We start from the raw sequence: 12,587 nt of genomic DNA, 5'->3' as shown, positions 1-12,587 counted from the left end.
GCGGCCGTGAGCAAGTACGTGTCAGCGCCAGACACGCCTTGTGAAGCACAGGAAAGGTGAGACGTGAGCGACCTTCATGGCGAGCCACACCAGCCCCCGCTGGTTGATGTTCAACGTCTTGCAAAAGAACTCGAAGCATTCGCAGCAGCGCGCGATTGGACGCAGTTCCACTCACCCAAGAACCTCGTCATGGCTTTGACCGGCGAAGTCGGCGAGCTCAACGAGATCTTTCAATGGATGACCGAAAAGGCATCCATCAAGGCTGGGACCGATCCGCAGACCGCGCAGGCGGTACAGGATGAACTCGCCGACGTTCTGCTCTACCTCGTGCGCCTGTCCTCGGTCTTGGGCGTGGACCTGAATGCCGCCGTGCAGCAAAAGCTCGAAGCCAACGAACTCCGCTACCCCGCCGACAAAGTCCGCGGCAGCAGCAAGAAGGCCACCAAGGAACGCGGAGCGAGCTCGCAGTGATCGTCTACGAAGCCAGCAAAGGTCAGTTCCTCAGCGACAACGACGACAGGGACATCGAAGACGTCATCCTCGGCAAGTACCACAGCGTGACAGGCCGCAAGGTTCCCACGGCAGAGATGCGCGCGTGGAAAGAATCCTTGGGCTACATGTCGAAGGTTCTTCGCGACCCGTTGATCCCTGATGACGTGGGCGTCGCAGTCGAGCTTCACATCCCGCAGAGTTCCAAGCGCATCGACATCAGCCTCACGGGTCGCGACGCCGCTCAATCAAAGAAGGTCGTGATCGTCGAGCTGAAGCAATGGGAGAAGGTGCGGGCTTCCACCAAGGATGCCCTGGTCACCACCTATTTGGGCAAGGGCCAGCGCGAAGTAGTCCACCCTTCCTACCAAGCATGGTCGTACGCCTCCCTGCTCGAAGGCTTCAACGAAGCGGTGCACACGGGCGATATCGACGTCCAGGCCTGCGCATACCTGCACAACTACGAACGCGATGGCGTGATCGATTCCGATCACTACGCTGGCTACATCGAGAAGGCCCCGCTGTTCCTCAAGGGCGAGACCGAGCGCAGCCAACTGCGGACCTTCATCAAGCAGCACATCAAGTACGGCGATCCGAAAGTCCTGTATGAGCTGGTCAACGGAAGGATTCGACCGTCGAAGGCTTTGAGCGATAGCTTGGCGGGACTGCTCAAAGGAAACGCCGAGTTCATCCTGATCGACGATCAGAAGGAAGCGTACGAGCACATCTTGGCGGCCGGTCGCTCCGCATCTGCAACGCATCCCAAGGTAGTGATCGTCGAAGGAGGACCAGGGACCGGCAAAACGGTCTTGGCCATCAACGCACTGGTCGCGCTGACGAGCGCGGGGCTCAACTGCAAGTACGTCTCTAAGAACGCCGCACCCCGGCGGGTGTACGAGAGCAAGCTGGCAGGCACGATGCGGCGCACTCAGTACTCGAATCTATTCGTAGGCTCTGGCGGTTTCATCGATACGCCTGCCAATACCTTCGACGTCCTGATCGTGGACGAAGCTCACCGGCTGAACGAAAAGAGTGGCCTCTACGGCAACCTCGGCGAAAACCAAATCAAGGAATTGGTCGCTGCTTCCAAGTGCACTGTGTTCTTCATCGATGAGGACCAGCGTGTCGCGATGAGCGACATCGGCACCAAGGAAGCGATCCGCGGCTTCGGCGGCGGCAAAGGTGCCGAGTTGCTCGAACACGAACTAGCCTCTCAGTTCAGGTGCAGCGGATCGGACGGCTACATCGCTTGGCTCGACAACACGCTCGACGTTCGCGAAACCGCCAACAAGACGCTCACGGATACGAGCTTCGAATTCCGTGTCTTCGATACACCCGGCGCGCTCCACGCCGCCATCGAGCAAAAGAACTCGACGAATGCCGCCCGCGTGGTTGCCGGCTACTGCTGGCCTTGGACCAGCAAGAAGAGCCCGCAATCCTTCGACATCGTGATCGGCTCGGACTATCGCAGGCGCTGGAACTTGGATGTCGATGGCAGCTTGTGGATCGTCGCGCCCAACTCGATCAACGAAGTCGGCTGTATCCATACCTGCCAAGGCCTCGAAGTCGAGTACATCGGCGTGATCATCGGCCCCGATCTGATCGTGCGAGATGGCGAAGTCGTCACCGTGCCTGAAGCGCGGGACCGTCACGACAAGACGTTGCGCGGCTATAAGACACAGGTGAAGGCCACGCCCGAAAAGGCCAAGGCCTTGGCTGCTCTGATCATCAAGAACACCTACCGTACGCTCATGACGCGTGGCATGAAGGGCTGCTACATCTACTGCAGCGACGCTGAGACGACTGAATACTTTAGATCTCGAATTTCCGGACACTGACAGCGTTTGCTTGACCCGTATGGAAGCGGGCCACAAATGTCAATCACCCGGAGTGACGTTCACCTCCCCGCCTCTCCCTCCTACGATCCTCCCCAAGCAAAGGGGCCAAGAGGATCGAAATGCCACAGTACTGCGTCAACAAGACCGCACAACTCAATGGCGACCATGAGGTACACGCACAGGGGTGCATTTTTTGGCCGCATCCGGTGAACACGCTGTCGCTCGACTGGCACGAGGACTGCCGTTCGGCGATGCAGACGGCGCGGGCGTTCTATCGACAGGTCAATGGCTGCCGCTACTGCTCGCCGGCCTGCCACACGGGGCCGCGCGCGTCGAACGACGACATCGGGCCGATCAGCTATCGCGGCGCATCCAAGGAAGATGCGGGGCCGGAATTTCTCTCGGCCCACTCGCTGCGCTTGCGCGAGATCAAGCAGCGCCTGGGCTGCTGGACGCGCCCGGGCCGCGCAGCACCTGAGGCGCCACCTCCTGCAGCAAGTCTTCGGCGTCGCGCGTGAGGTCCGAGGCGATCCACATCATCATGTCGCGCCGCCTCGGGCCTATCTCCTCGAACCAGTCGCTGCCCATGCCGTAGCAACTGCTCAGCAGCGCATGCAGCTGAGACAACTTGTTCTCGAGTAGATCGAATGCATCCGGCGCGGTGGGCGGGATGAACGCGGAGGGCGCGGGGACGCCGGCCATAATCTCGTCAGCCATTTGGTGTGCTCTCTTTCCAAAGCTTTGCACGTCACTTGGTTAGACGGCCGGGGTGTTAGCGCACCTCGGCCGTCGTCTTTTGTGCCTCGCCTTCGCGCTTGCTATGGATGCTCGCGGAGGACGGGACCCCTTGGAATGTAGGGAGAGAACGAGGGCCAGGCTAGGCCCTTGGGGTGAACAATTGTGGACCCGGCGATTTGGTTGGCGCGGTCGTGACAAGCGCGCAACTCAGCGCGACATCAATGCCCGAAACCGCTCGAAGTAGTCCCCACTCCACCGCCCATAAACCTCCGCATCGAGGTTCTCGATCTTGTAGAAATCGTTCGCATCGAAGTGCGAGAACAGGCAGCGCAGGGTGCCCAGCATCACCCAGTGCGCGAGTCGGCGATGCGCCGGGTCGACCTCCTGCTGTTTCAGCACCAACGCGATGTCGGCAATGAGCGGCACGAGCAGCGCCTCGTCGAACATGCGGTCCTCGAAGAGCGCATGACAGAAGGTGCCCTCGACCTCGTCGTCGCGGTTGTCGCGCAGGTTCTGCACCGCCGCCTCGAGGGTTCGGCCCGGGTCCGCGTGCGCTTCAGCCCGGATACCGGTCATTGAAGCCGCTGCCAGTCGGGTATTTCGTGAAGAACGAGATCTCGCCATGCGTGCCTATCGAGAGATTGAAAACTCCCACGCCCATCTCGCGCAACCCGAGGTCATAGGCGTAGATCCTCTCCTCGACCTCGTCGACGAGCGAGAACACCATGTCCTCGACGATGCCCTCGTATTCGGCGACGAGCGCGAGCAGCTCCGCGGGGAAGTCGTTGCGCAGCAAGCGCCCGCGAAAGAAGAAGTCGATCTTCTCGTCCGGAATGAATTCGACGGTGGCGTACACCTCGCCGCCGCGGCGCGAAACGATGTGGTCGATCATGTTCATCCTGCGCATCCCTTGAATGCGCTGAGCAGCTTTCCCTTGTTCGCATTGAATCCATCCACGCCCTCGGGATGGATCAGCCTGGCGTGATTCTGTCCCAGCGCGCCCTTGGAAGGGTCGTGAATCACGTCGAAGCCCGTGGCGCGCAGGTCGGCCGCGCCGATCTCGCCCACGCTGGCCGCGGGGCGGTTGGGAAAGGCCTTGTTCCAGATGCCCATGGCCTCGTCGGCGCTGTTGGCGCGGATCACCGACACGCCCGGTGGATTGAGCTTGCCCTTGCCGATCGCATCGAGCTCGCGCGCGTTGAAATCGAAGTTGAAGGGGCCGTCGGTGCTCACGCGATACACCTTGGCGGCATCGGGCAGCGGCGAGCCCTTCTCCAGGGTGTTGAGGCCCCAGGGATCGATCCACGCGATGGGGTTCGGCGCATAGGCATGCAGATTCATGCCACCGGCCAGGCCGATCGGGTCGGGGCCGATGAAGCGGCCGATGTCGGGGTCGTAGTAGCGGAAGGTGTTGTAGTGCAGGCCGGTGTCGCGGTCGAGGTACTGCCCCTGCAGGCGCAGGTTCTGCTCGATGCGCGGCGAATCGTCGTCCCGTGGCGTTGCGGACAGCGCCGGCCGGCCATCGAGCGTGGCGAGTTCCCAGTGCTCGGAGACGGTCGCGCCCCAGGTCCGGTAGCTGGCACGCCAGCAGAGGCGGCCCTGCTCGTCGCTCAACTCCTCGGGCCGGCCCGCGGTGTCGGTGTGGAAATGGCGGATGCGCTCGCTGTGCGACGCACCGGTGCCAGGTTGCGACGCCTCCAGGCGCGCGAGCGGCACGTAGCTGCCGGGCTCGTAGACGTAGGCCACGGCCTGCCCGCCACGGCGCTCCTCGATGAGCCGCATGCCCTCCCAGACGAAACGCGTGTGCCCGAAGGCATCGCGCTTGGCCACGCGTCGCCCGAGTGCGTCGTAGTCGAAGCGGGTGGTCTGGCTGATCGCCTCGGGCGTGTGCGGGCGCCGCGTCGTGTGCACGGCAGCGAGGCGGTTCTCGTCGTCCCAGTCGAAGCGCTGCTCGGTGTGCCGCCCCGACTTCTTGCAGACCAGGCGGCCGTGGCCGTCATACACGTAGCGATGGGCACCGCTCACGCGCACGAGGTTGTCGCGCAGTTGCGGCGGCGCGAAGGTCGCGGCGGCGTCGAGCAGATTGCCCGCGGGGTCGTAGCCGAAGCGCTCGTGCCGGTCGCCGCGATCGGCGCGATCGGGCTGCTGCGCCGCGCCGACGATGCGCACGCGCTCCTCTACGCGTCCGGTCGCGTCATAGCGGTAGCCGGTCGCGCCTTCTATGGAATGACGACTGCCGCGCAGCTCGCCCACGGCATCGTGCCGGTACTCCTTCATCAGGCCATCGAGCACACGCGCATCGGCGGTGCCGACACTGTCCATCGCACGCCGCCAATCCTCGTCGGCGGTCGAGAAGGCGCCGGCCAGCGCGCCCGGCCGGCACCACGACGCGCTGCGCCGCCCGAGCGGATCGAGCGCGAAGCGCAGCGACAGCGCACCCTGGCTGCGCGCCACCTCGCGATGCAGGGCGTCGCGCTCGATGTCGCACACGACACGTCGCCGCGCGGGTTCGCCCGCGGACTCGTGCGAGAAGTCGATCCGGTGCAGGTGGCCCGAACCGTAGTGGAGGTAGTCGAGCACGCGTCGCCCGTCGTCCGCACCGCTGGCGCCGCCCGCGCCATCCAGCGCGGGCAGCACGGTGCGCGTGCGGTTGCCGAAGGCATCGTGCTCGTGATGCAGTGCGTGGCGTTCGCCGCTGCGCTCGTCGATGGCGATCTCGCTGACGATGCGGCCGAGGCGGTCGTAGGCCAGGCAGGTGCGATGCAGGGGACGCAGCGTGGCCGATGCGCCCTCGCCCTCCACCACCTCGAGCTTGAGCGCCTCGACCAGCCTGTCGAGCAGGTCGTAGCGGTAACGATAGCGATGGCTTGCGGTGCGTTTCTCGAGCAGGCGGCCCGCGGCGTCGCGAACCAGCTCGGTGCGAAGCGGCCGCGCGATCCGGCGCGGTTGCGCGGCGGGGTCGAGCGAGAGGTCTTCGTCGCCGATGCCGGGCCAGTGCGTCACCGCCACCACGCGACCGTTGGCGTCGTGTTCGGTCTGCACGCGCGTGCCATCCACGCGACGCTCCTCGACGATGCGGTCGGCCTGGTCGCGCACGAACTCGAAGGCGCGGCCGTTCTCGTTGACCAGGCGCTGCAGTCGCCCGGCGGCGTCGTAGTGCCAGGCGATCTGGCGGCCCTCCGCGTCGCGCCGCAGCATCGGCTCGCCGCGCGAACCGAGCACGAAGTGCGTGCGGCGGCTCAGCGCGTCGGTCGCGGCCACGAGGCGGCCCGCGGCGTCGCGCTCGAAGCCCTGGTGGCTGCCGTCGGGCCGCGACACCGACAGCAGCCGGCCCCTGGCATCGTGCGCGAGCAGGGTCCGCTGGCCGAGCGCGTCGGTCACGGCCGCGAGGTAGCCCCAGCCGTCGTAGTCGTAGCGCGTGGTGCTGCCCGAGCAGTCCGTGAAGGCCGCGAGCTGCGCCCGCTCGTTCCAGCGCAGCTTCTGGCTGCCGCCATGGGGGTCGGTGACGCGAACGGGCAGGCCGCGCCGGTCGTAGGCGTACTCGGTGACATGCCCCAGCGGATCGGTCTCGCGCACGAGGTTGCCTTCGTCGCTGTAGGCATAGGTCCAGGCGCTGCCATCCGGCAGGGTCTCGTGCCACGGCAGGCCGAAGTCGGTCCAGCCGGTGCGCCAGGTGCGTCCCAACGCATCGGTGCGGCTGCAGGGAAAACCTTGCGCGTCGTAGTCGCACCGCATGGTCGCGCCATCGGGCTCGGTGAGCGTAGCCAGCAGTCCCAGCTCGTCATAGCGCGCCTGCCAGCGCTGGCCTTGCGCGTTGGTGTGGGAAACGAGCTGGTGCGCGTCGTTCCACTGCCACAGCAGCACGCGCCCGAGGTTGTCGACGACGCGGGTTTCGCCGAAAGCCTGGCCTGCGCGCGGCGGCGCGTAGCTCGCCTCGTAGCGGCGGCCGTCGCTGGTCCAGTGCCGGCGCACGCGAGCCTCGGCATTCACGCCGGTCCACTCGTAGTGGCATTCGAGGCCCGCCGCATCGGCATGGAAGCGCATCAGGCCCTGCCCGTCATAGCCGAAGCGGCGTGTCGCGGCGCCGGCGCGGTCCCTCACCTCGGCCAGCCTGCCTTCGGCATCGTGGCGGTAGGCGACCAGCAGGCCGGGCGTCTCGCCGCGGGCACCCGCCGCCAGGTGCACCGCGCACAGCCGCGCGGCGCCCGTGCGCTCCTCGTGCTCGAGCACGATGCGGCGACCGGTGCCGTCGACGATCTCGGCGAGCCGGCCCGATGCATCGTGGCTCAATGCAATGAAGTTGCCGTTGCGGTCCTCGAGCCTTGCCAGCCTGAGCGTGCAACCCGTCGGCGCATCGGCCGGCGGCGCCTCGAAGATGTAGAACAGCCCGCCGGGCACGTGGATGAAATAGTGGCCGCTCTCGGTTCGGCACAGTTCGACGCCCTCGCACGGGTCATGGCGCCGCGAGCCGGCGGGAATGTCGGGAAGCGGCAACTCGCGACCCTGCCGGTCGACGAGCGTCAGCATCCGCTGCCCGTCATGCCCCTGCCCCAGGCGCAGCAGCATCGAGTACGGCAGGTTCCAGCCCTGCCCCAACGGTCCGTCGTGGCGCAGGTCGCGGCTGTTGTAGAAGCGCTGCCACGCGATCGGCAGCGGGCCCGGCAGGCTGAAATCGAGCTCGCCCTCGCCGCCGAGGAACTTGGCGCCCGTGGCCGCGTGCACCGGGTTGCCGAACGAGCTCACCAGGCCATGGATGCCCAGGCCGACACCGACCGCGCCCTCGATCAGGCAAGGCAATGCCTGGCGGCCCTGGCGCGCGAGCTTCGGCAGGCAGCGCAGGCCGCGATAGATCATGACCACGTTGAACACGGTCACCAGCACCTTCGAGATCAGCGGCACCTCGTCGGCCACCTCGCGCACGCGCGCGGTCGGCCCGCCGATGAAGACATTGGGCGAACCCTCGCTGACCTTGGCGCCGCACTCGGTATGGTCGTCCTTGCGCGAGGCCACGCCGCGGTTGATGAACACGGTCTCGGCGCCCTCGGCCAGCAGGATCTGCGGCGAGTCGCGCGAGCAGCTCACGGTGTCCATCGGAATGTCGGGCGAGGCCCGCGCCGCGCCCACGGCCTTGCTGTTGACGAACACGTCCGACGAGGCACTGGTGATGGCGCCGGTCACGGTGAGCGTCTCGGGCACCAGCGCATCGGCGATCGATTCGCCGAGGCTCGCGCCCACATAGCCGCCGGCCATGCGCGCGCCGACCACCACCGCGCCCGCCACCAGCGGCCCCGCGAGCCCGCCGGTGCCGACCACGGCCGCCACGGCCACGCCGGCCGCGAAGCCCACGGCAATGCCGCCGATCAACCCGCCGGCGAACTTGGCCCAGAAGCGCGCATGCGCGTTGGTGTGGGCAATGGGGTCGTGCAGGCGCGCTGCGGGTTGGCCGGACATGGTCGATGGCGAGGCACGCAGCCGCGGTGCCGCGTCAGTCCCTGGGCTGGAAGCTCGCGAGCGTGCGCTGCCACAGCGCGAGCTCGCTCTCGCCGAAGGGCTCGGGGCTGCTCGCGGTGAGGATCAGCACCGCGCGGCCGTCGGGCAGTTGAAAGGCGGCCTGCCGCTGGTGCAGCGCCTGGCCGTTCTGCCTGAAGCGGGTGGCGATCTCGATCGCGGCCAGGCTGCGCATTGCGGGGCCCACGCCGATGGGGTTGCGCGAGGTCTCCTGCAGCTGGCTCACCTGGCGCTTGAGATCGTTCATCTGACGCTCGACGAACTGCGCCAGGGTTTCGTGCGCGCGCAAGGCGTCGCGGCTGACGATGAAGGTGACGCCGCTGCCGTCGGGCATGGCGAGCACGTTCATCGAGCGGTCGATGCGGCCGTCGCCGGGGAGGTCGAAGTGGCCTTCTTGGATGTGATAGCGCATGGGCGTCCTGCAGTTCAGTGGGGCGCGAAGACGATGTAGGCCAGGCAGTCGCGGCGGCGTTCCTTGAAGCCGAACGACAGCCGTCCCCATGTCGTCTCGGCGCTGAGGGTGATCGCCTCCTCGGGCGAACGGCCGCGCGGCACGCCGGTGAGCGACAGCAGCTGATGGCGTGCCCTCACCTCCTCGAGCGGGACGCAGCGGCCCTGCAACTCGATGACGAGAAATCCGGGGTGCCCGGGTTCACGCCGGATCCTCAGGTCGACGCTCGATATCTCGACACCATCGCCGAGGCGGATCGGCCCGCCCTCGAAGAAGCGGAACGGTTCGTCATCGGCCGACGAGGCTTCCGCCAAGTGCACCGGCAGAAGGCTCGCCACGGCCGGCGCCGAGAACGGAATCTGCGCGGACAAGGCATCGACCATGCTCCACAACGACAACGCAGACGACGGACCGTTCATCGCCGCGCTCACTTCGGGCCCTTCGGATTGCTTTGAGACATGGCCTTCAGGGCCTGGGGGTAGCCCTTGGCGTAGTAGTCGTAGTAGGACTCCTGGGTCGTCGAAGTCTTCCCGGTTCCGTAGATCGTGCCCATGGTCCTGATCGCCGATTCGGTGTCGCCCGTTTTCAAGGCGTTGTCGTAGGCGCCGTTGTAGATGGCCATGTGAATGGGATTGGTCGTCGCCTTGATGTCGTCCGCGCCCATCGCCAGCAGTTCGCGTTGCACCGTGATCTCGTTCATCTGTGCCGCGCCCTCCGACATCAGCATGCTGTCGATGTAGCTCTCCTTCGATTGAAGATCGATTTTTCCCGGATACAGCGCATGCCCGAGCTCGTGGGCGAGGTGCTCGTGGAACATCGCCGGGTTCGTCTTGACGTCGCTGTCGAGCGTGATCCGTTTGGTCTGCAGATTGGTGTGCGAGCCCTTGCCGTTCGGCCCATAGACGATCTTCCAGTTCGCATCCTTCAGCCTCTTCATCTGCTCGGCGAGAACCTTGGACTTGATGGACGAACCGGAGGTGGCCGCGCTCTGCGGTGTCGCCGGCGCGGCCGCCGCGGGCAAGGTGGGCGCCTGTTCCTCTTCGGTGGCCTCGGGCGGCGCCGCGCCCACCGGCGCCTCGCAGTTCAGGAAGATCTTCCCGCCCCGCTGATCCAGATCCTCCGTGAAGTTCACCAGCCCCTTCACGCCGCTGATCCGAATCGTCCCGTCCTCGAGCAGCACGATCGACGACTTGCCGCAGATCAGCGAGATGCTGGTCTTGCCCATCACGAACACGTCCTGGTCCACCGCCTGCACCAGCACCGACTTGCGGCCCACGAGGTTGGCGTTGCTCTCGGTCGAGGTCACCGAGGCATCGGTCTTGGCCACGAGGTTGATCGCGCCCTCGCTCGCATGCGAGACGATGTCGCCGCCCGAGACCACGTTGACCTGCCCGCCCTTGGCGATCTGCGTCAGCATGCCGCCCGCCACCAGTTGCGTGAGCTGCGCGCCGGTGGTGAGCGTCATGGCCGACTGCGAGCGCATCGACACGCTCTGGCCCGAGCTCACGACGATGGGCTTGGGGCTGATCATGGTCTGGCCCTCGGGGCTCACGATCGAGACCACGGGCTTGTCGATCCTGCGCGAGAGGTCGAGCATGCGCTGCGCATCGGCCATGGCGGGGTCGGCATCGCCCGAGACGCCGGCCTCGTCGGAAGCATCGCCCCCAGCCAGCGCGCTCACGGCCTGCGCCGCGCCGGCCAGCGACTGCACGCCCTGCGCCAACCCCATGAGCTGCTGGCCCTTGCCCTTGGCCATGGCGCCGACCAGCGCCTTGGTGGCGGCGATGGCCTGCCCGGCCGACTGCATCAGCGCGCCGCTCTGCGCGAGCGCGGCGCCCATGTGTTCGTGTCCGTCGGGGTTGTCGCGCGACACGCGCTGCGTGAAGTCCTGCGTGTAGGTGGTCAGCAGCAGGCCCTTGTCGGCGCGGATCGAACCCCACTCGTTGGTGCGCAGCTCGAAGCCGTAGCTGCGCTGCACCTCCGAGCCCTGGTTCATCAGGTAGCCCATGTGCAGGTGGGTGGCACCATGGTCGGTCGAGAGCTCGATGTGCTCGCTGCCGCGCTTGTCCTCGAAGCGCAGCATGTGCTTGCCGCCGCCGCCCTTGCTCCAGTGCGTCTGGATGCCCGACTGCGTCTTGTGGCGCGGCAGTTCCCAGGCCGGCATCTGCGCGGCGTTGTAGACGCAGCCGGTCACGATCGGATGGTCGGGGTCGCCGTTGAGGAAGTCGACGATCACCTCCTGCCCGATGCGCGGGATCTGCATGCTGCCGTAGCCGCCGCCGGCCCAGGTCTGCGAGACGCGGATCCAGCACGAGGCGTTCTCGTCGCGCTGGCCATAACGGTCCCAGTGGAACTGCACCTTGATGCGGCCGTACTCGTCGGTGTAAATCTCCTCGCCCGCGGGGCCCACCACCACCGCGGTCTGCGGGCCGGTGGTGCGCGGGCGCGGCGTGAGGCGCGGCACGCGGTAGGGCGCGCTGTCGGGCACCACCGCGAAGGCCTGGCGGTAGCTGGTGCTGCTGGTCGATTCGCCGTAGGCGGCGCCGGCGGCCGCCACGCGCAGCGCGTTCTCCTGGAAGTCGTGGCTCGCGGCCTCGATCAGGTAGCGGCGGTTGTCCTCGGCGTTCGGATGGCGCGCGAGGTCGAACAGGTAGCCGGGCGCGATGTGGCGCAGGTTGCCTTCGGCCTCGATCGATTCGCGCCGGCCGGTCTGCTGTTCGAGCCGCAGCCGCGCGTAGTTCTCGCCGTCGCCGAGTTCGGTGTAGCCGCCGGGCCAGTCGTAGATCTCGTAGCTGTCGCGGCTGTGGCCCGCGGGCTGGCGGCGCAGCGTGTCGATCTCGGCGTGCGGCTTCCTGAAGTCGTAGTCGTCGGTCGCGAAATGGCCCGAGGCGATGTCCTCGGCGTGGTGCCAGCTGTCGATGAAGTCCTGCTCGAGGATCTGCGCCGCGAGCACGCCCGCGTGGTAGGGCACCTTCACCGGGCCGGCGGGCAGCGGCGCATGCGAGCCCGCTCCGTCGCACAGCACGAGCTGATGGCTGCCTTTTGCATGCGCGAAGAAGTAGTAGATGCCCTCGGACTCCATGAGCCGGCTCACGAAGTCGAAGTCGGTCTCGCCGTACTGCACGCAGTAGTCCCAGCCGCGGTAGCTGCCGCTCAGGCGCGCGTCGATGCCGAAGCCGTAAGGCGCGAGCACCTCCTGCACGATGTCGGGCACGGACTTGAACTGGAAGATCTTGAAATCCGAGCGCCGCGTGGCATACCAGAGCCAGGGGCGCAGCACGGCTTCGTAGACGTGCATGTCGCCGTCGTCCTTGCCCACGCGCGCGAAGCGCGTGACCTGCCCGCTGATGAAGCGCTGCCCCGCGCCGCCGAGCTCGGTCGCGAGGTTGACCTCGATCGTCATGTCCTCGCCGAGCATCTGCCTGGCCGAGATGCCAGGCAGCTCGCTGACCAGCCGCACGCGCGATTCGAACAGCGTGGAGATCCGCTCCTGCCCCGTCATCGAACGGAACTTGAGGCGCTCGCCCAGGGCACTGTGGGCGATGAAGCTGCGGGTCATGGGG

9 protein-coding genes are annotated in these 12,587 nt (G+C 66.7%); 2 read left to right on the top strand and 7 right to left on the bottom strand.

Going from position 1 to position 12,587, the window contains the following annotated elements; genetic code table 11:
* Window positions 1–63 precede the first annotated feature (63 nt).
* Both ACEN9J_RS29305 and ACEN9J_RS29300 read left to right on the top strand, forming a co-directional pair.
* Entirely contained in the window at window positions 64–471 is a 408-nt protein-coding gene (locus tag ACEN9J_RS29305; RefSeq protein WP_413762756.1) for a nucleotide pyrophosphohydrolase, read from the top strand.
* The gene (locus ACEN9J_RS29300; protein WP_413762755.1) at window positions 468–2,327 is read left to right on the top strand and encodes a DNA/RNA helicase domain-containing protein; all 1,860 of its coding nucleotides are present in this window, start codon (window positions 468–470) and stop codon (window positions 2,325–2,327) included. The genes ACEN9J_RS29305 and ACEN9J_RS29300 overlap by 4 nt, the downstream gene beginning before the upstream one ends.
* Window positions 2,328–2,756: 429 nt before the next feature.
* On the opposite strand, the gene ACEN9J_RS29295 is transcribed toward ACEN9J_RS29300, so the two are convergent.
* The 7 genes from ACEN9J_RS29295 to ACEN9J_RS29265 all read right to left on the bottom strand — a co-directional run bounded on the left by ACEN9J_RS29295 (window position 2,757) and on the right by ACEN9J_RS29265 (window position 12,583).
* The gene (locus ACEN9J_RS29295) at window positions 2,757–3,044 is read right to left on the bottom strand and encodes a hypothetical protein (protein ID WP_413762754.1); all 288 of its coding nucleotides are present in this window, start codon (window positions 3,042–3,044) and stop codon (window positions 2,757–2,759) included.
* Between the two features lie 228 nt (window positions 3,045–3,272).
* Entirely contained in the window at window positions 3,273–3,641 is a 369-nt protein-coding gene (locus ACEN9J_RS29290) for a hypothetical protein (protein WP_413762753.1), read from the bottom strand.
* Complete coding sequence (locus tag ACEN9J_RS29285; RefSeq protein ID WP_413762752.1) at window positions 3,622–3,963, bottom strand: hypothetical protein; 342 nt, start codon at window positions 3,961–3,963, stop codon at window positions 3,622–3,624. Before ACEN9J_RS29285 ends, ACEN9J_RS29290 begins: the two co-directional genes overlap by 20 nt.
* A complete protein-coding gene (locus tag ACEN9J_RS29280) occupies window positions 3,960–8,516 on the bottom strand; it encodes an RHS repeat-associated core domain-containing protein (protein WP_413762751.1) in 4,557 nt (1,518 codons plus the stop codon). The genes ACEN9J_RS29285 and ACEN9J_RS29280 overlap by 4 nt, the downstream gene beginning before the upstream one ends.
* 34 nt (window positions 8,517–8,550) lie before the next feature.
* Window positions 8,551–8,985: a DcrB-related protein gene (locus ACEN9J_RS29275; RefSeq protein WP_413762750.1), complete on the bottom strand. Its 435-nt coding sequence runs from the start codon at window positions 8,983–8,985 to the stop codon at window positions 8,551–8,553.
* 14 nt (window positions 8,986–8,999) lie between these two features.
* On the bottom strand, window positions 9,000–9,443 hold the full coding sequence (locus ACEN9J_RS29270; protein ID WP_413762749.1) for a hypothetical protein: 444 nt from the start codon (window positions 9,441–9,443) through the stop codon (window positions 9,000–9,002).
* 8 nt (window positions 9,444–9,451) lie between these two features.
* Entirely contained in the window at window positions 9,452–12,583 is a 3,132-nt protein-coding gene (locus ACEN9J_RS29265) for a type VI secretion system Vgr family protein (RefSeq protein ID WP_413762748.1), read from the bottom strand.
* Window positions 12,584–12,587: the final 4 nt, after the last annotated feature.

This window comes from Variovorax sp. Varisp41, from assembly GCF_047325085.1.
Classification (GTDB): Bacteria; Pseudomonadota; Gammaproteobacteria; order Burkholderiales; family Burkholderiaceae_C; genus Variovorax.
This window is presented reverse-complemented; position numbering and strand designations above follow the sequence as displayed.

Excerpts from the sequence above, each read along its gene's own strand:
- ACEN9J_RS29295 (WP_413762754.1), bottom strand. The coding sequence starts at position 3,044 with ATGGCTGACGAGATTATGGCCGGCGTCCCCGCGCCCTCCGCGTTCATC.
- ACEN9J_RS29290 (WP_413762753.1), bottom strand. The coding sequence starts at position 3,641 with ATGACCGGTATCCGGGCTGAAGCGCACGCGGACCCGGGCCGAACCCTC.
- ACEN9J_RS29285 (WP_413762752.1), bottom strand. The coding sequence starts at position 3,963 with ATGAACATGATCGACCACATCGTTTCGCGCCGCGGCGGCGAGGTGTAC.
- ACEN9J_RS29280 (WP_413762751.1), bottom strand. The coding sequence starts at position 8,516 with ATGTCCGGCCAACCCGCAGCGCGCCTGCACGACCCCATTGCCCACACC.
- ACEN9J_RS29275 (WP_413762750.1), bottom strand. The coding sequence starts at position 8,985 with ATGCGCTATCACATCCAAGAAGGCCACTTCGACCTCCCCGGCGACGGC.
- ACEN9J_RS29270 (WP_413762749.1), bottom strand. The coding sequence starts at position 9,443 with ATGAACGGTCCGTCGTCTGCGTTGTCGTTGTGGAGCATGGTCGATGCC.
- ACEN9J_RS29265 (WP_413762748.1), bottom strand. The coding sequence starts at position 12,583 with ATGACCCGCAGCTTCATCGCCCACAGTGCCCTGGGCGAGCGCCTCAAG.